General features: G+C 51.8%; 17 protein-coding genes. 7 read left to right on the top strand and 10 right to left on the bottom strand.

Annotated features, from left to right (window positions below; all coding sequences use genetic code 11):
* Positions 1-47: 47 nt before the first annotated feature.
* Positions 48-638, bottom strand: a complete 591-nt coding sequence (locus tag ACW55A_RS17970; RefSeq protein WP_005894904.1) for a DUF6088 family protein — start codon at positions 636-638, stop codon at positions 48-50.
* A 418-nt stretch (positions 639-1056) separates the two neighbouring features.
* On the opposite strand from ACW55A_RS17970, the gene ACW55A_RS17965 reads away from it, so the two are divergent.
* The 3 genes from ACW55A_RS17965 to ACW55A_RS17955 all read left to right on the top strand — a co-directional run bounded on the left by ACW55A_RS17965 (position 1057) and on the right by ACW55A_RS17955 (position 3238).
* Positions 1057-1959 carry a FitA-like ribbon-helix-helix domain-containing protein gene (locus ACW55A_RS17965; RefSeq protein WP_005894902.1) on the top strand — a complete coding sequence of 301 codons (903 nt, stop codon included), beginning with the start codon at positions 1057-1059 and terminating at the stop codon, positions 1957-1959.
* A 514-nt stretch (positions 1960-2473) separates the two neighbouring features.
* A complete protein-coding gene (locus tag ACW55A_RS17960; RefSeq protein ID WP_005894900.1) occupies positions 2474-2881 on the top strand; it encodes a hypothetical protein in 408 nt (135 codons plus the stop codon).
* A 78-nt stretch (positions 2882-2959) separates the two neighbouring features.
* Complete coding sequence (locus ACW55A_RS17955; protein ID WP_005894898.1) at positions 2960-3238, top strand: hypothetical protein; 279 nt, start codon at positions 2960-2962, stop codon at positions 3236-3238.
* A gap of 69 nt (positions 3239-3307) precedes the next feature.
* Here the strand turns inward: ACW55A_RS17955 and ACW55A_RS17950 are convergent, their stop codons facing one another.
* From ACW55A_RS17950 to ACW55A_RS17940, 3 genes are read right to left on the bottom strand one after another with little or no spacing between them, the layout of a single operon-like run.
* Entirely contained in the window at positions 3308-4102 is a 795-nt protein-coding gene (locus ACW55A_RS17950) for an SIR2 family protein (protein ID WP_005894896.1), read from the bottom strand.
* Positions 4099-4644, bottom strand: coding sequence for a non-canonical purine NTP pyrophosphatase (locus tag ACW55A_RS17945; protein ID WP_180276685.1), 546 nt, complete (start codon positions 4642-4644; stop codon positions 4099-4101). Before ACW55A_RS17945 ends, ACW55A_RS17950 begins: the two co-directional genes overlap by 4 nt.
* 11 nt (positions 4645-4655) lie before the next feature.
* Positions 4656-5705 carry an adenosine deaminase family protein gene (locus ACW55A_RS17940; protein WP_134931348.1) on the bottom strand — a complete coding sequence of 350 codons (1050 nt, stop codon included), beginning with the start codon at positions 5703-5705 and terminating at the stop codon, positions 4656-4658.
* A 266-nt stretch (positions 5706-5971) separates the two neighbouring features.
* Here ACW55A_RS17940 and ACW55A_RS17935 point away from each other — a divergent pair, with 266 nt between their 5' ends.
* Together ACW55A_RS17935 and ACW55A_RS17930 are read left to right on the top strand one after the other, a co-directional pair.
* A complete protein-coding gene (locus ACW55A_RS17935) occupies positions 5972-6307 on the top strand; it encodes a hypothetical protein (RefSeq protein WP_005894889.1) in 336 nt (111 codons plus the stop codon).
* Between the two features lie 9 nt (positions 6308-6316).
* The gene (locus tag ACW55A_RS17930) at positions 6317-7000 is read left to right on the top strand and encodes a GNAT family N-acetyltransferase (protein ID WP_005894886.1); all 684 of its coding nucleotides are present in this window, start codon (positions 6317-6319) and stop codon (positions 6998-7000) included.
* A gap of 112 nt (positions 7001-7112) precedes the next feature.
* On the opposite strand, the gene ACW55A_RS17925 is transcribed toward ACW55A_RS17930, so the two are convergent.
* The 3 genes from ACW55A_RS17925 to ACW55A_RS17915 all read right to left on the bottom strand — a co-directional run bounded on the left by ACW55A_RS17925 (position 7113) and on the right by ACW55A_RS17915 (position 10846).
* Positions 7113-7685 (bottom strand): hypothetical protein, encoded by a 573-nt coding sequence (locus ACW55A_RS17925; RefSeq protein WP_147460280.1) that lies wholly within the window; start codon positions 7683-7685, stop codon positions 7113-7115.
* Between the two features lie 25 nt (positions 7686-7710).
* Positions 7711-8973: a YiiX/YebB-like N1pC/P60 family cysteine hydrolase gene (locus ACW55A_RS17920; RefSeq protein ID WP_498811470.1), complete on the bottom strand. Its 1263-nt coding sequence runs from the start codon at positions 8971-8973 to the stop codon at positions 7711-7713.
* A 247-nt stretch (positions 8974-9220) separates the two neighbouring features.
* Complete coding sequence (locus ACW55A_RS17915; protein ID WP_122381190.1) at positions 9221-10846, bottom strand: NERD domain-containing protein; 1626 nt, start codon at positions 10844-10846, stop codon at positions 9221-9223.
* A 350-nt stretch (positions 10847-11196) separates the two neighbouring features.
* On the opposite strand from ACW55A_RS17915, the gene ACW55A_RS17910 reads away from it, so the two are divergent.
* A complete protein-coding gene (locus ACW55A_RS17910; protein WP_122333966.1) occupies positions 11197-11472 on the top strand; it encodes a BPSL0761 family protein in 276 nt (91 codons plus the stop codon).
* Complete coding sequence (locus ACW55A_RS17905; protein WP_005894871.1) at positions 11469-12230, top strand: SIR2 family NAD-dependent protein deacylase; 762 nt, start codon at positions 11469-11471, stop codon at positions 12228-12230. The genes ACW55A_RS17910 and ACW55A_RS17905 overlap by 4 nt, the downstream gene beginning before the upstream one ends.
* Before the next feature lie 44 nt (positions 12231-12274).
* Here ACW55A_RS17905 and ACW55A_RS17900 read toward each other — a convergent pair whose 3' ends face one another.
* The 3 genes from ACW55A_RS17900 to ACW55A_RS17890 are packed head-to-tail and all read right to left on the bottom strand — an operon-like array spanning position 12275 to position 16612.
* Positions 12275-13627: a hypothetical protein gene (locus tag ACW55A_RS17900; protein ID WP_498811469.1), complete on the bottom strand. Its 1353-nt coding sequence runs from the start codon at positions 13625-13627 to the stop codon at positions 12275-12277.
* On the bottom strand, positions 13620-15653 hold the full coding sequence (locus tag ACW55A_RS17895) for a TnsB C-terminal domain-containing protein (protein WP_005894864.1): 2034 nt from the start codon (positions 15651-15653) through the stop codon (positions 13620-13622). The genes ACW55A_RS17900 and ACW55A_RS17895 overlap by 8 nt, the downstream gene beginning before the upstream one ends.
* Positions 15650-16612: a PDDEXK family nuclease gene (locus ACW55A_RS17890; protein ID WP_498811468.1), complete on the bottom strand. Its 963-nt coding sequence runs from the start codon at positions 16610-16612 to the stop codon at positions 15650-15652. The genes ACW55A_RS17895 and ACW55A_RS17890 overlap by 4 nt, the downstream gene beginning before the upstream one ends.
* Positions 16613-17226: the final 614 nt, after the last annotated feature.

The raw sequence follows: 17226 nt of genomic DNA, 5'->3' as shown, positions 1-17226 counted from the left end.
AGTGGTCTTAAATGGCCCCTCCCGAAATTCCGCCGAGCTGCAATCTGTCACCCCACCTCTCGACCGATTGCAAGAGCCATCCAGGATGGCAGTAGCGACCGCACCGAGCTCAACGCCTGCCAGTCGATGGGAGTCAGCTGTTTACGCAGCGTTTCCATCACCTCACCTATACGCCGCTCTCCCAACCAAGCCAAGGCTCGAATTACAGCACCGCCGGTCGTCGAACCAAGCGCTAGCATCCAGCGGGGGGCGTGTCTAATCTTGGCCGTTACGCCTCCTACTGTAAGAGTCCGAGTGCGCCCAGTGGTGAGAAACACCTGCCCATCCGGAACTTGCGGCGACAGGCCTAGTATCTCTGCAGAACGCAGTCCATCAAAGACGATCTCTTCCTGATTCTTCGAAGCGAGGGAGCTGACAACCTTATCCAGCAATGGCGTTGCTTGCTTGTACTGATCCTTAATAGAGGCTAGATAGAGCCCACGAGCCGCACGGATGAGTTGCCCGCCCTTCGCCAGTCGTGAAAAGGCCTGATCTACTGCGGCCCGGCTTCCTAAATGCAAAAATTCTTTGGGACTTACTAAGCCACCCTCAGGCAAACGCCGGCTGTGTTCCAGTATCGATTCAGGAAGGGTCTTCATAGGCTCAAGCTGCTCTAACACTTTAATGTCAGAAGTATGAGTCTATATCTGACATTGGTCAAATAATGATCATGTTCAGCCGCGAGTAGTCTCCATGCCATTGGGACCCACTTGCGTCTGTGTATTGGCGCTTACCCTGATTGACCCAAAAGCTGACGTGACTTTTGTACAGATTGCGGTCTCAGGCCCTGCCCCAACTTGCACGCGAGGCAGCCCATTGCCGGCAAGCAGGTCAATTTGGCATAGGTCTCAACAACATGCCGGGAGATGCAAGCCTGCCCATTTAGTGAATCTGCTGCTCGGCTGAGCAAGGTGACTTATCCAAATCAACCCGCAAAAGATAGCACTTGCCGTCGTTTTGTCGCTATTATGCCTACCAATAGTCATAATGCCCTCAAATTGACAGCGAGTATCTTGCATGGCCAGATTAAGCGTTCGCGACTTTCCTGATAACTTGCACCAACTGCTGCTACAGGCAGCTGCCAGGCATGAACGTTCACTAGAAGGGGAAACCAGGTTTGGACTGGCGCGTTATCTTGAATCTCTCGAAGCGCCTCAGCCTGAGACAGCGTCGTTGTGTGAATCTTGGCAGCGCTCTACCGGCCAGCGTTTGCAAAAGCTATTTACGCGCTTGCGCGAAGACGACGTCTTTTCCTGGAGCGAGCGCAGCGACTTGCCTCACCTAGCCTTGGCTTTAGGGGAAACGTCGCCGGCAACTCTGATGAACTGCATCGACGGTCGTGAAGCGCTGCCCTTTGATCTGGCCAAGCGTATCGCTGACCGCTACAGTTGCAGTCTGGAGTGGCTAATCAACGGCTCAAGCTCTATGTTTCCATATCCAGAAGTTGGCGGGGACTATCACGAGTTTTTCGAGCCCGCAGTCAGAGGCAGCGGTGTCAGTATCAAGCTGGTCAGGCTCTGCACCGTTGAGGATTCCGACGGCAATCCAGGCCCACATGACGGTACCTTGCTGATGTTCAGATGCAAGGACGACAAACTAAACATTGCCTCGGGGTATAGCGGTCGCTTTTATTTAAATGATCGTATGGGTGGTGGCGGCCATGGCAGCCTGGCAAATTTTGTCAATTTTCTAAACGAGAATAGAAACTTGCAGTTCAGCGAATACAACTGCACGGCGCCGATTGATAATTCGATGATGTGGGACCACCACCCCAACTACTACTTTGGTTTCAAGCATTGCAGTGAGGCGTCCTGGCTCTACCCTCTGCTTGCTGGTAGGTCACCTTCCAGCATTGATTGGGCGCAGCAGCACGGCTACATGAGCCCAAAGCCGAAGATTAGCTACTTTCATGATCTGTAGTGACTAAATCTGCGTATTGATCCCACTGAACGGCTCGGGCGATTTTGGCGGATGCGTGACATCCAGCGCAGTGCGGCAATAACCAACGTCCTGCCACGCACCATGCTTGAATCCCACCTCTGGATGCGTGCCTATGTGAGAGAGGCCAAGTGCTTTGTGCAGCCCCACGCTGCCTTTGTTCGGCAACACGATCCGGCATAAGCTGTGTGAAAACCTTGCGTCCTCAATATCGCCAGCAACACGTCATACCATGCTCGACCGACTTCGCTACGATGCGCTTCTGACGTGTGCAGAGCCAGCGACCTGGTCGTCTCGCACAGTAACCAACTACGGGTAATTCGGCAGAGTCGCCTCCATCCGCTTGACCATCTATTCGACTGAAGGCGGCTCAAGCTCAAACGAAATCACAGTATTCCCATCCAGCGGTAAATGGACTGCCGGATGGCTACTGCATCCAAACCTCGCGCAATCCTTACGATGATGTTGCTCATCACCCATATCCTCGGACGCGGCAATGGCCAAGTTCTTCAAGTGCTCTGCACAAGAGCTTTTGTCCTATGAACGCTATGTCTCAGAAGGCTCCCCCTATGCCACGCAGCACGGTGTGAAGGGAGCGCAGTTCGAACGCGTCATGGTGGTGATGGACGAGGAAGAAAGCGACTACCGAACGTACAACTACGAGCGTGTCTTCGCGAGTGCTGAGGCCCGTGCTGCAGATCGTGCACGAGCACTGGGCGGTGATGAAAATACTTGGAGTCGAACGCTGCGACTGCTTTACGTCTGCTGCACTCGCGCCCAGCGGGGGCTGGTGCTAACGTTCTTTGTCGCCGATCCGGCGACCACCCTGGAAAACGTCGTGGCGAGCGGGATCTTGCCGCGAAGCGCAGTCTTTACGCAGGAAGTGTTAGCTGGATGGTCATAGACGAACGATTGCCTGACCTATTTGAAGCAAGATTGACGGCGTGATCGGGGGGACGAGCAGTATTTTCACAACGATGACATGAGCGAGTTTCCCCGACACCGACATACCGGCATTTCGGACATTCACTACGGTATCGATCTAGGAATGCTGGGAGAGGCAGCACTGCAGGCATTCTTAGCTGAATGGCTTAAGTCAGAAACAGGGCGGGCGCCCTTCGAAGCTGAGCCAGCCTCTATAAGCTCTTTCGTTCCGGACTACGGTCTCGGTAGCACCGCGCTGAATGAAACAGGAAAAGACGCGCTGATCAAAGCCAGAGTCTGCCAAGGCGCTTATCGTGATGAGTTGGTGGTCCATTGACCACCTATCCATGGGATGAGGTTCAAAAGCGATTGTTCTTCGATAGCGATCAGACGTGGGACCGCTCTCTTAGCTCACCAATTCCTGAAGAAAATCCGTGAGCGCTTTCTTTGGATCATCCTCTTCCGAAACGATCATCTCTATTCCCCATTGCCCCAGCACTTCCTGAGCAACAGGGTTCGGTCGATTCGTGAATACATATGACTTTGGTCTGGCGGATGGCAATACCGAGCGCCCCCACATCTCCGTCAGTCGATAGAAAAGGAGCCTAATGTTGATGTCTGAAATACTGTATCCGATGAAGAGAACAGAGCTCCCTAAGACATCGTTGCTGAGCTTGATATCTAGTGGAGATTCATAATTCAATCGCTGAAAGTAACTGCTTTCGTCGAGAACGATTGATGTTTCGTCATCAAAGTCCCCATGGAATTTCACAATCTGACGCCGGCCCTCAGTAGCAGATACGAGGTCAGCGACGCTTGCGATTTTGTCGTACGGTACCTCAAATTTATCGTGGGCCATTTCCAGCCATCGATCATAGTTGGTGGTGTAGATCCGTGAAAATTGTCCAAGGGTAATCAGCCGATGGATTTCGGACGTGGAGATATCTGTACTGTGCTTGTGCCATTCGCGATCCATCCAGCTCCGAAGCGGCCCAAGAGTACCTTTCTTCCTCTTGTAGTACTCCGCAAGTGCAAGCGGTGTTCCATAAGTGGAGAAGATTTTCGGATCGTATCCCAATTCCTGAGCGATGCGTGCGATAAGCTCGCCCCAAGTAGGCAGGCTTAGATTGGCAGACACCCCAGCACCTACAAAAAGCATCAGCTTGCCGGTGCGGTGCGCGCGTAGCAACTCAGCGTTCATTTTACGCCCTCACAAGTTTTCAGATATTCGGCGAACTGATCGAGTGCTTTGCGGCGCATGGAAATAGCGTCCTTGGCCGGTCCCATCTCAGCGAAAGTTTGGGTGTGCCCGTTCGGGACGAAAACGCAGTCCCATTGAAAGTCAGTTGGACCGGCCGGTACAAGAGGTACAGTTCCCTCGATGGAGCCTTCGAACAGGTGAATCTGGCGCCCATCACAATACCCGAGCACTGTTTTTGCGGTCACTGCTGCATCTTCGAGACCCGCTACAAGCTTAACGAATCGCTCTGCCTCAAGCTTGTCCCAGAATATCTGGGTTAGACCCGCAGGAAGTCCATTGAGACCGCTCAGGTAGAGCCCTGTGTGCTCGACGAAAAGCGGGCGACCTATAGCCTCAAATGCCTTGGTCAACTTGTCCCGCACCAAGCGGTGGACATCCTCGGTTTGCAATTCTTCAATTTTCCGTGATACCGACACGACTTCCACTCCGACAGGGGCAAGAATTCGCTGCACCTCGTTGACCTTGTGCTGATTTCCGGACATGAATCGGATTTTCAATTTAGACCCTCTATGAATGAGTACCGCTTGGCGACGTCGAACTGTTCGGAAATATCACTGGCGGAGAGTCCCTCGGTCATCGCCATCGCATGATCATCTGCTAGGCCTCGCTGATGAATCGCCGGGTTGTCCGAGCAAATTACAAAAGGAACCTGGTGGCGCCGAAACTCCAACAGAGGATGGGCCTCGTTGACAGGAACAGCTCCGGTGAGCCTGTTGCTGATGGGGCATACTTCGATGCAGATATCTTGTCGTGCTAAGAGGTCTAGCAAGTGAGGGTCCTTGCTAGCAGCTGTTCCATGGCCAATACGATCAGCGCCAAACAACTCCACGGCTGACCGAATGTTTTCCACGCGACCAGTTTCGCCCGCATGAATGGTGATCCCGAGTCCGAATCGATCCTTCGCCTTCCGAAATAGCGACGGTAATTCGGCTGGATACGCAATCTCCTCATCGCCCGCCAGATCCAGCCCCACCACATCATCCGGTTCACCGAGGTCTTGGTAGGCCTGTAGGAGGGTAGCAAGGCCAACCGAACTGTAATTGCCGCGTGTAACCGTGAGGACCAAGCCGAGACGCATACCGAAGCGGACGGATACAGCTCTATACGATTCTAAAAGGCGCTCCAAGGCTTGAGCGGGCGAGCAATTTTGCAGAGCGGCAAGGTATAAAACGCTGCTTCGGAGTTCTACAAAGCGCACGTTGTTCTGCGCGAGGTTCGCGACGACCGCCAAGGAAAGGCGATCCAGGTTCTCGCGTCTTTTGGGGAAGAGCCGCAACACCTGCCAAGGGGTCAGGTATGACGCCAGCGACTGACACGGTGTGTGTCGCAACATGTCCCGCTCAATAAGGAAACCAGACGGCAGCTCTGTTAATTCATCCTTAAAGATGTCTTGGATCGTCGATATCGGGATGGCTCCGTTCATGTGTACATGCAGTTCAGCACGATCGCAGTCGCTAGGTCCCAACACCAAGCTCTCGTGTGCAATCTCATGGCCATTGACCTCATTTGGCGTCGTTGCAAGATCCATCTGGTACTGATTCAAGCGCTATCCTTTGTCGTTGTAATAAGCCTAGTTCTACACCGCACGACTGCGTTTCTGTTTACGATGATTTCAAAAAGCCATCCTGTGTATCAGTTGGTCAGGTAGATCGTCTAGTGTTTCTGACTCAACATTTTTTACGGCCACGGCCTGCAAGGGCGCCTACCGATTCATAGCACCATCGCAAGGTCATGTTGTAGGCTGTCTCTTTTAAAACAAGACAGCGATGACTAATCGGCCAGCTGTCTAGGTACTGAAATGGAGCAGTCATGTCTCGATTCGCTTTTGGCAGCATTTTCACGACACTGGATGACGACGAGATCGAAGATCAGAAAGGGTACGGATTCTTCGATTGGCAGGCTCATGGCGTCGTAGGTTACGACGAAGAGTTGACGACATATTTCGCGAACTTGGACGGTAGCTGGGGAATTGGCACGAGGTACCAAGAGCTTCCGACTATAGCCGACCTGCAGCGCCGTCTGGTTGAAGCTTTTCAGGGGGTGGAGCTTCCGTTCAATCGAGCAGGGCTTGAGCGACTGGCTCAAGGTGTCGAAGACAGTCCGACGATACTGACCCCATCTGAAGCCGCATCCAAAAGATCTTAAAGGAATAAGATGTCCATCATTTTGTATTACCAAATAGGCCCAGGCAAGTCCGCCGTTGATCAGGTTTTGAAACTGGTTGCATCTTTTTGTACTGATCTGAGGCTTGACGCGATTCCTGCCAGCAACGCCTTCTATACCCTTTACCAGTGGGCGCTCGTACGTGAGGTCGATTTGTACATCGAGCGAATCGGAAATACTAATGCCCCAGTCGAACTGCTCTTGGCTTTTGACGAATTGACGCGAGATGAGGTCGTTGGGTTTCTACTCTACATTCCGGTGATTAGGCAGACTGACTCTTGCGGTGTTTGCTACATGGCTGTGAAGAGTACTCATCAAGGGCGTGGGATTGGGAAAAACCTGGTAGTCGCGATGCTTGATCGCTATCCTCATGCCGAATTGACTTGCTCAGTCTCGAATGTAGAGTTTTACGAGCGTATGGGGTTTAGCGTGGTTGGCACTCACTGCTCTCAAGTCGCGATGAGTACCAGAACGCAAGAATCTACTGAGGGAGAGATATTGCTCATAGATTCGAGATCGATCCTAGGATCACCTGAGGCACGGAAACGTCAAATGGAGCTGGAGCAGCGTTGGGGTAAAAAAGAGATGCGCTACGCTATACAGCAATTTGAGCGCCATGTGTCCGAGCGGGTTCTTCAAGCCGATAATTTTGTGAAAGAACGGCTTGGAAGGTAGAAAGGGCTAAGCGCGCTGGCAGGGACTATCGGCCCAGTCCAGTCGGATACCTGCCAACGCTCTCAGCACTGGTTAAATGGCAAAGGTAGTTGGTATTGACTGCTTACTAAAACTAAACTTTTATATCTTCATGTCTTACGCCTCTAAGGTTGCAATCCATTAGGCCTTGATAAGGTCCGGAATAGCCTGTTATCACGAAGTAACCCCTCAGTTTTATAAACCCTCGCTGCGAGTAAAAAAAACAGCTTCCTTCTACGTGGGATATGTGGACGTTAAACTGCGTTCCGGTGCATTTGAAAATTGAAGGTTTTTCTCCTTCCTCAAGTTCTTCAAAGCAATCTTCAAAAGCTACAAAGTAAGGGGCCGTACTTTCAGTGTCGCCTCGAAAACTGTTGTCATCCATCGTGAGGTCAAGGAACACGATGCCTTCATCGTTGCCGGCTATGAAATTCGAAAGCTTTTTGTAGTCAGCAATGGAGGATATAACACCTTCGTATTTAGGCTTACCTCGCTTACAAAATTTTTCGCCTCTGATCCGATACCAAATGCTCTTTATGTAAGGTGTAGCTATTTTTCCGAAAACTCGACCCAAAGTACCGGCTATCACGCTAAAAATTTCCATATTCCCGCTCTTGAGCTTGTTTGAGTATCTTCTTCTGTTGGCGTTGATTGAAAACTGGCCCACGTGCTGACATGAAACTGCCCCACGACTAGAAAGTCCTCATTGGTTCGTCAATGGAGCGGATATGAAAGCAGTCATCGCAAAGTCGACACGTCCCAGGTCCAGCAGGTGGAGTACTCAAGAGGACATAATCGCAGACTGGATCGTCTGCACAGACTGTGCACACATCCAAACTTCCGGCTACCCGGATGGCCGCTTCCGTCATCGCAGCCTGATTTGGGTCCCACTCGCGCAGCGAAGCGAACCATTCCGGCGTGTGCGGACGAAGCAGCGTGCGAGGCTCCGGCTTAAGCAGCCCCTTACGCTCAAGCCAATTAGTTGCCGCCCTAATGCGACGATCATGTAGCTGTGTCAACAGCTCGTAAAGCTTTATCTTCAAAGCGAAATATTGGCGCGGATGCAATGCGTTCAAGGTCACGTAGCCCGCATGGTTCAGGACAAAACGGTTTTGCCCTAACTTCTCGCTTGCCAGCAGCTCTTCACAGTATCTCTGCTTGTGCTCCGCCGAGCTTTCGTATCCCTCCATGAAGGCGACGTGATACTGCCAAGCATTCCTTTCAAACTCATCCTTCCACAGTTCCAGATACCTTGAAGCTCTCAGAGCTTTTACTAGGTGATCATCTGCCTCCTGATGGTCCACTAGGTATAAATCGATGTCGTTGAGTGATTCAATCTCAGAGGACAGCATTCGGGCTTCCCGAAGCAAGGCATTGGTTGAATCCCGCATAACCTGCACGTGGTCAACATTTTCACGCCAGCCAGCCTCTTCTTCCGCATTGAGATCTCTCAGTACATTCGGAACCTCAAAAAGCGCCGCGCTATTCAGTAACTCCCCTGGATGGCAAAAGTCAGCATCCGGTACTAGGTTTGCCCCGGCCCTGTGATAAGCCTGCGCGACCAATCGCGAGCAGAACTGCCTCCGACCGGCCACAAAACCAGCCAATACACTCTTGGCGGCGCCGATCTTGGTGTATCGAGTACCAACCGCAGCTCTGGCGAAGGCGATAATAGAGTGCAGTTGGTCAGCAGTCAGGGGCGCAACCGGACGAAGAACATGACCAGCGCAGCCTGGCTCAAGTATCAGACGCTCGAGATTGCGTGCATGTACACCGTCACCAGTAGAATCGATCACACTCGACTTCCCCACACAAATCATAGCGTGAGAGATGTCCGCACCAATGGCCTTACGGATCGTTTTGCTCATGGGGTCGGGCGTGGTTGTCAGGACAATATCGCCGAGCTGGATGAGGTCGGAGACGAACACCCGCGGCCTCAGTTCCAATTCATTCATCTCGCCTTCCATATAGAATATTGCTCCTGTGCAGGTACTGAACGATGGATATTGGTGACCGATTCAAAATGTTCAAAACTGAATAGGTATTCAAGCAGGTAGATGCCGAGCTGTCCCGATGATGGTTAGAAATTTCGCTCCTCGGGTCATCGCGACGTGCAAATCCTTCGCATCAAGCGAGTCGGCATCAAGAATGACGGCGTGATCATACTCAAGGCCTTTGATCAGCAATGTGGTTCCAATCAGCTTACGATGGCTGATCGGCCGCCCCGAATGACCTCTGTTCCACGCGGGCTCGCTTTCTCTCTCGTTCGGCTTTTCTTGCAGCTCGGCCCCTGCTCAACTCAACCTCTCTCATGGGATGGTTGATGAAGTGCTGTTCGTAGGTACGGATCAGTCCAGCATCGTGACTTGCCATAACCTGCTCGAAAACGTAATCCGCGTTCCTGGCGACGATTTCGTACTTATCGGTTTCAAGGTTTCTATTTGAAATCAGTAGCAGCGCCTCTGGAGTGAAATTACCGCTGCTCCAGATTTCAAACCGTTGCGGCAGATATCCCCATTCAGAATGATGCTTAGCCACTTCGCGGAGTACAGGAATGCGCTTGTCGAGCCATTTGGCGACTTCTGCGTCATCAACATTTCCCAGGGGGTGTACTCCTTTGCACTCAATGAACACCACGTCTCGATGCCTCCTGACTACTAAGACGTCAATTTCGGCCTGCCGGCCAAGGCTGTCCTTAACCTTCCGGTTCACTTCAGGATCGCCGCCCGGGAACGTGGACTTGGCAATGTGAGCAACTGCGAACTCAAACAAACTTCCTCGCAAAGTGGACCCGGCGCCCTCTATTCGCGAAAGCACGTTGAAAACTTGATCCAGTGACTCAGGGCTGTCCAAGAGCTTGGCCGTGTTTTCGAGTAATGAGCACAGGCTTTTCAGGGCTCTGGCTACCTCCAGGCCGAAAAGGCTTTCAGTAGTGGCAGGAATAATGCCCTCTGCTTTTAGGAGCGAGAATGCTTCGGTGGAAAACTCCTCAGCTACAAATACCTGCAGACAGCGGCTTACCTTTGAAAGGCTTCGCAGCGTCACACATTTTTTGACGAATGCACTGAGTTCCTCCGCAGTTACCCGTCCATCCAAAGCAATATCGCAGACAAAAAATCCGCCCTTAACGCCGGCAGCCTCAGAATACGAACGCATCGGAAACAGAAATGATGGACCCGCCATATCCCATTGAAACGTACCTACCTGAGGCATCTTCTCTAACCCATCGTCCTCACGGGTTTTGACGGCCTCGTAGCTCACCAGCCCCAATTTTCGTGCCCAGTCCTTTACCGCGATCAGCGCCAATCGCTCTGCAATGTTTCGAGCCTTGAGTTTGGCCAGCGTGTTCCCGTCCTGGAGAGGCATTTCTTGATCGCACCTCACGACGCATGTATCCCCTCCCGGCAGTGCTACTTCCTTGACCAGACTCGCGCTGATCAACCGTTCAAGCAGGCTTTCGGCCGAGACGTGTTTCAACTGAGCAACCGGCGCTCCACAGGCGATAAGGAAATGAGACCGCAGCATGAAGTTGGAGCGCATTTTCAAGGCTTGGAGGGCTGAGTAGTAGGCGCTATTCGTCTTCTGAAGAGCATCAATCAGATTGGAAAAAAACTTCGGCGAGCCGTAATCGGATCGTAGATACACAAAGCGAGCACGGTGAGGAAAGATCAGGTGGCTCAGCTTTCTCATATCTTCACAGCCCCGCTCGACCCGCTTGCGAGCGGCCGTAGGAGCCAGGTTGTATTGAGATTCCAGAATCTTCGCGAGCTCACTGCTCAGCATCGGGCCGTTCTTGGCCAGAATTTTCGCTATCGCATCCTGCGCCATTTTGCCTCCGTCATGCCAATGTCACACAGCGCTATTTATATAACTTGTAAACAAGTGCCGTTCTGTATGCTGTTTGTATTCTATGGAAGGCCTAATTCACAAGGGTGAATGGGGCCGAGTCAGCGGAAAATCAGGATAATGTCACAATAGTCGAATCTGGGACTCCTTAAAGGCGTTGCTTTAGAAGCCTGGAGCCGGGTGACGGGCCGACAGGTGGCCCGATGAATGTCGCCTTTCCATCGAGGGAGCAAAATGCCGATCGGCCTGTTTTGCTCTTAGACCTCCTTAGAGAGCTAAACTGAAGATCTGCGGGGCAGGAGCCGCTGCGCCATGTTTCAGAGGGCCTCAATATGACCATGCCAAATGAACGTACCCGGGCTGTCATCCAAACGGGAGAGTTTCTGCTCGAGCTATCTCGAGATTCCTCGTTACCAGAACGAATACGCCGTGACGCCAAATCTCTCCTGCGTCACTATCCAAATCCGTTTCAGATGCTGCTGGCGGGTCGGATCGAAGAGGCGTCAGGTCCTGACGTGTCCCCAATGGGTCCGGTTTTCAGCTCTTCTACCGAAAGCAGCTATCACTCTCCGATCGTTTACGCTGCAGACCCGAAAATCTCCAGATGAATGACTGGAATAGAGCCATCACAGCTCTGTCCGCCGCTCGAAAGGTCGTATTTTTCACCGGCGCCGGCGTCTCTGCTGCAAGTGGGATTCCAACATTTCGCGACAAGCTCACAGGCTTTTGGGAGAAACTCGACCCTGAAAAGCTGGAAACGGCACGGGCTTTTCGAGAGAACCCTCAACTGGTTTGGGGTTGGTACCTGTGGCGGCGCTCCCAAGCTGGCCAAGCCCAACCAAACGCCGCTCATCTTTCGATTAGCCACCTGGCGAGCACCGGCATACAGGTTTCAGTTATCACTCAGAATATTGATGACCTGCACGAGCGCGCGGGATCTCAGAACGTCGTGCATTTGCATGGCAGTTTGATCAATCCGATCTGCTTTGCCTGCAAGCGTACGGCGGTACTCACGACTGATCAATTTCAGGTTTCTGCAGAGGGACAATGGGTAGAGCCGCCGCGGTGTACTCGGTGCAATGGGAAACTCCGACCTGGAGTTGTGTGGTTCGGAGAGGATCTGCCTTCCGGAGCTTGGAAAGCAGCATTGGCTGACGTCAAAAATTGCGACGTTCTGATCTCCGTCGGGACTTCAGGAGTCGTCAGGCCTGCGGCGGATATTCCTGAAATCGCGTCGACATCTGGTGCGACGGTCATCCACGTAAACACTGCGGACGTCTGCCTAGGGGCTCCAAACGAGCTGATGCTCATAGGCTCAGCCGAGCAAGTGTTGCCCGCGCTGCTGCAGACCAGACAATCTTCATAGGACTGAAAATGTCTTGGGTGGACACGCGACCGTTTTCGTAGCGCTTACTTTGCTGGCCCTCTTGGCTTAGGCAAACCTTTGGACTCTGAGAGCAGTCGGCTGTAAGCATCCTCTAACCCTTCCCGAGTTTGCGCGGGCAATGCTGGTTTCTTCTCTCGCTTAGGCTTCGAAGGGAGATTGGACGGTGAACCCGGTGGATGGAGCTGCTCGAAAGTCTTGCGCTCCTCGGCTGTAAGGGATGAAACAAAAACCTTCTCGCTCACACGTAAAGCACGATCGTCCTTGGCAAAGCTCAAGACGTTTGATGGCACCGGCACCGGGAACGGGCAACGAAGGTCAGGCCTGACCCTGGTTTTGTTCTTATGAACGCTGAGGCGAATTAGCTCTTCAACGTCGTCCCTACTGCTGGAGTAAGCGGCTGAAAGGTATGCTTTGTTGACGTCCTCCAAAGTAATCGTATGGCGACGGGCTGCACGGGCTTCAAGATACGCCACCTTGATCAGTTGAACCGCCAGACGCTTTATACCGAACGTCCAGCGATACAGCTCATGTACCAAGGCACTCGGATCTGCAGATACGCGCCGCCCGCTTACCCGTATGCATTCTAGAACGTAATCCTTCCAGGCCTTCGAGTCAGGATGGTCCGGTAGCATTACACGGGGTTCAGAGAGAAGCCGTTGCTTGTCCTCACTGTTCCTTGTCAGCAATTTGTGACCCAGGCTGTAGTTGGCCACATAGATCATAGGAACCCCAAGCCCGGCCATGGTGAGCAATATGTCCGTCACCCGGACTACGCCTTGCCCAGTGGTCTGATGCTGCATTTCTTCGAGCACCATCAATGATACACCATCACGATTGACCCTACGCCGGCACTCGGTCAGAAGCTTGGACGTGTTCGCTCTCACCCCTGTTGCGTCGCCGCCAAGGAAGTCTTCCAACAACTGTCTACCGCCAGCCTTCCCCCTTGCGCTGGCGTACCAATACGAAACGAGATTATGTGGCTCATGGTAATGGGCAGATGTGTAGAGTGCAGGTCCAGGCATCACCTTCATCAGCGCACTGATAGTTTGGCTCTTACCAACGCCAGCGAGCCCGGTGAGGCATATAGGAAATGCCTCATTTTCCGGGGGATGGTACAGCCGCCTCTGATATTGCTGGTCCGAGGAGAAACTCTCAGTTGAAAAGCTGCGTGCACGATCAACGCAGTCTTTGATGAAATCCAAAGAAAACTGATTGGGAAGGAAAATCGTCTTCAGTACCTCTGACAAACGCTCAGCAGCCAACGCTGGACTCAAATCCTCAAGTCCGGTCACCGGATCAGGTTGCGCTGTAATCAAACGCCGAATATCAGCCAGCGTATCCAATCCATCAAAGCGCGCAGAAAAGATGTTAGTCATTGCCTTTCCCCATCAACCGCTTCTGGTCGGCGGCATCACGCTCAGCCGCTCCGTCCTTCGCAGGACGCCCAGGCTTGCGAGTACCACTGTCCCAAGCTTTGCCTGTGGCATGAAGAAATTGCGCATTGCGATCCTGAAGGATTACAGGCTTCTCTTCACGACGCTGGGCATTGCCGCGCAGCCGATTCTCATTGAGCACTTGAAGATCCGACAGCGAAATGTCGACGCTGCTGGGATGTACGCTCGCCGGCTTTACAAAGTCCAACTCGTACAAAACGCCTTCTAATTCAATCCAGATATGTCTGACACACATGGTCATCACATAAGCTGTGACCGGTATCTGGCCATTAAGCGCGATACGGTCAAAAACCTCGGTGTCAATCAGCTTTGATGAATTGTATTTACGACCATAAAAATAAACCCCACTCCTTTTGATGTGCGCCGGATGAGGTGTCAGGAATTCTCTCACGGCGTAGTCAAAGCTTACCTCCGTGCCGGAATCGTAACCAAGATCACTATAGAACTTGTAAATATTATGTGGGGTGGGACTGAAGCCCACCTCCAGCATCTCAGGTGTCATCCTTCCTTCAGCATCTGAAACATGATTATCGTAAATAGCTTGCAGAATATGCCGCTTGCATATCTCTACAAAGTTGAGCGAGCTATGAAAGTGTGTTGGCTGATCATTGTCAGATTTGGTCCTAGGATGTGACGACTCAACCGTTGCTTTCGACTGACCCGAGTGAGTAGGAGTTAACTCAAGCCTGGATAACCAGCTCATCATTTCGCCACGGGCCACTGCTTCTGAACGAATCGGTACGCCCATGGTAGAGCCTGGCCCACGGTCGAACACGATGTTTTGCGGCAGACCGTAAGTGGGCCAGTCTTCTTTTCTGATCGTCAGGCCGAACAACGACGCAAATTTGACCTTGCTAACGGCCATCGAGAACAGGGCCATGCGGTAGGCTTCCATGTTTTCTTTGTTTTCGGAAAAACCCAAGGCGACTACAGCACCAGACTGGCCACACACACCTCGAACTATGCAGGCCGAATCCATAGCGGATCCTTCGAGCAAGCCAGATATCTTATTTTTTGGATTATAGCCGTCAAACTCAACCAGTTGGTTTACATTAACCAAATGTTGAGCAAAACTTCCAAAAAACCCGGACTTAGCTCTAGCTCCGCTGGGCCCCCTACGTGCCTTCCTATACGACTTCGTGCTTATCGACTGACCTAGGTAATAATCGTACTGTCCTTTGGTGGGGAAAGGCTTACCTTCGGGATGATAGAACTTCTTTTTACCTGTCGATGCTGTAAAAGGAACACAACCGAATTCACGCACCAGCACAGCACCAAAGATCTCAGCGTCAGATTTGGTTTTATCATTGTATTTGATGAAGCCATCCAGTATCGAAGCCTGCATTTCGGGCGTAGCCGGAAATCGGGATTTACGTCCTGACTTAGGCGGTCTTCCCAAAATTTTCCCGTCTGCAGTCTGCTCTCTCTTTCCTCTCCCGCAGCGGTCAAACTTGGGCATAAGCGCCCACTTCGAGCGACCGAACACCAGATAGCTAAAAAACCAAAATCTCAACCGGACTGCATTCTGAGAGGGTGACTGATTGACAGCATGGGCGTTGATGATCGATTCGGGATTTTCGCTAGACAGTATCTCCTCGGCATCGTCTACCAAATCGGCTATGGCGAGGTAGCGCTTGTTAACCATTTCATCATAGCTTTTCGTTGCCCTTACCCGGTCTTTTTCCAATTGATCTACTGAAATATCCCTGATCGCCTTCAACCAAGGAGGTGTGGCGTCACTACCATGTTCCACAAGATCACCATTGGTCAGGGCCAAATCAAATTCAGGCCGGGAAAGCGTTAGCAAACTTGCAGTGGTTCCTTCATCATCAAAGAATACAAGGCGTGCCCTGTTTGCCCTGCCGTCACTTGCAAGGAAATAGTATTCGACATCCTTTTTAAGCCCTTTGAATCCTTCAGGCGCTTTCAGCCTGGAACCGGTGATCATTCGGGCAAACCGGCAAAAAGTGAGCTATAGACCTGCAGGACATCCGGCGCATCCGTCACCAATGGATGATTAATAAGGACCGGGTCAAACAAGCTGACCGAAAGCTTGCGCTCCCATATGTCTTTGTAGATCTTCGTCAGAAACAGATCACGCCGTCCCCACCGCTGTCCGTACATCAAGGCAACGGAAGCTACTGGTCTCCCATGAGCGACACAGTCTTCTATATCGTGTGAGAAATCCTCGAGAACATTCGATTCGAGGCTGATCTCGCGATCATGGTAGCCATACAGAAGATCTAAGTTGGCCACTAGCACTGGATCCAGCATATCCCTGGATACCCTCACAGTCCTGATGCCTGCACTGTGGTAATAAACCTCTTCCAAGGCATGGCGCAAGCGAGCCTTCTCGCGGTTTTCTTTCTGTTTCGCCAAGCTCTTTAAACTTCCCCGAGCGACCTCATCAAAATCCATTGCACTCAACTTTACTGTCCAGTTCACAGCATAGGGGGCCGAGCCTTGCGGGTGGATGTACAGAAGCAGATCGCCCAAGTAGGGGTGGGGAACCCTCTCGCGCACACCATCATCGTAGGTCATGACTGCAGTAGCGTGCTTAAGACCGATTTCCTCTGCCACCAATGATGTTCCCTTCACTGGCAGAAGTTTCAGTCCAGCAGCTAAGGGGTTACCTTGAAGAGGGTGAACTTGCGGAATTGGGCTGAGAATTTTCTGCTCATGTAACTCGAACACGTCGGGATTATAAAGAGCCAGTTGTGCGAAGATTCTTTCAGGGGTAGAAAGAAGATGCAGTGCTCGTCCAAGCTTCCTGCTATTAAGCCGGCATATACGAGAGCCCTTGGGCGCTTCACCAGGGACTGCATAAATTCCGGCTAAGTAGTTATCTCCCCATTCGAAGCAGCCTTGTCGACCTGTTATGCGGAGTAACGATTTTTTTAGATCCACTTATCTTATCTACCATCCATTCAATCCATAGCAGGCGACGCATACCAGTCCACCTACATCGGATGAATAAGCCATCCAATAGCGCGGGCATGGCCATGACTACACCACGCGCAGTATACTTTTCTGGAGACGAGCGGAGCCGTGCAGGGCTTGACGCCCTACGCGAGGGGATAGACAATGGATTCGTCAGGAGTCGAAAGCTGACTTATCCTCAAAGGCCCAAGGTCACACTTGGGCCTTTGTCTGTCTGGCTCCTGGGTTTTCTAACCAGATTCCATGATTTTTTCCTCAGACCTAAGTAATAGGCCAGCAAACTATATCGTTTCAGCTAGCTGCACTTTTATAGGAGCCGCTACTCCCATAAGGCAAAACTTGCATCGGCTGTTGGTAATACACTTTCAGTTTTCAGTATTGCCCTCAGTAACGCCGTTTAACGATGCATGGTACCGCCGAAAAATGGCAGTTGACAACTAGAATAAAGCAGCTAAGTTGCGCCTCCGCCGGCGCATTGGTGCTGCCTTTTCAGTGTATTCGGTGCTTTGAAGGCCAAAAACCGGCGTTCATAGATGGTCAAGTGATAAAAAATGAATGGTAAATTCCACCAGTTATGAGAC

The sequence above is a fragment of the Plantibacter cousiniae (nom. nud.) genome (genome assembly GCF_977070315.1).
The sequence above is the reverse complement of the archived record's forward strand: the minus strand, read 5'-3'. Positions and strand labels throughout refer to the sequence as shown.

Excerpts from the sequence above, each read along its gene's own strand:
- ACW55A_RS17970 (WP_005894904.1), bottom strand. The coding sequence starts at position 638 with ATGAAGACCCTTCCTGAATCGATACTGGAACACAGCCGGCGTTTGCCT.
- ACW55A_RS17965 (WP_005894902.1), top strand. The coding sequence starts at position 1,057 with ATGGCCAGATTAAGCGTTCGCGACTTTCCTGATAACTTGCACCAACTG.
- ACW55A_RS17960 (WP_005894900.1), top strand. The coding sequence starts at position 2,474 with ATGGCCAAGTTCTTCAAGTGCTCTGCACAAGAGCTTTTGTCCTATGAA.
- ACW55A_RS17955 (WP_005894898.1), top strand. The coding sequence starts at position 2,960 with ATGAGCGAGTTTCCCCGACACCGACATACCGGCATTTCGGACATTCAC.
- ACW55A_RS17950 (WP_005894896.1), bottom strand. The coding sequence starts at position 4,102 with ATGAACGCTGAGTTGCTACGCGCGCACCGCACCGGCAAGCTGATGCTT.
- ACW55A_RS17945 (WP_180276685.1), bottom strand. The coding sequence starts at position 4,644 with ATGTCCGGAAATCAGCACAAGGTCAACGAGGTGCAGCGAATTCTTGCC.
- ACW55A_RS17935 (WP_005894889.1), top strand. The coding sequence starts at position 5,972 with ATGTCTCGATTCGCTTTTGGCAGCATTTTCACGACACTGGATGACGAC.
- ACW55A_RS17930 (WP_005894886.1), top strand. The coding sequence starts at position 6,317 with ATGTCCATCATTTTGTATTACCAAATAGGCCCAGGCAAGTCCGCCGTT.
- ACW55A_RS17920 (WP_498811470.1), bottom strand. The coding sequence starts at position 8,973 with ATGAATGAATTGGAACTGAGGCCGCGGGTGTTCGTCTCCGACCTCATC.
- ACW55A_RS17915 (WP_122381190.1), bottom strand. The coding sequence starts at position 10,846 with ATGGCGCAGGATGCGATAGCGAAAATTCTGGCCAAGAACGGCCCGATG.
- ACW55A_RS17910 (WP_122333966.1), top strand. The coding sequence starts at position 11,197 with ATGACCATGCCAAATGAACGTACCCGGGCTGTCATCCAAACGGGAGAG.
- ACW55A_RS17905 (WP_005894871.1), top strand. The coding sequence starts at position 11,469 with ATGAATGACTGGAATAGAGCCATCACAGCTCTGTCCGCCGCTCGAAAG.
- ACW55A_RS17900 (WP_498811469.1), bottom strand. The coding sequence starts at position 13,627 with ATGACTAACATCTTTTCTGCGCGCTTTGATGGATTGGATACGCTGGCT.
- ACW55A_RS17895 (WP_005894864.1), bottom strand. The coding sequence starts at position 15,653 with ATGATCACCGGTTCCAGGCTGAAAGCGCCTGAAGGATTCAAAGGGCTT.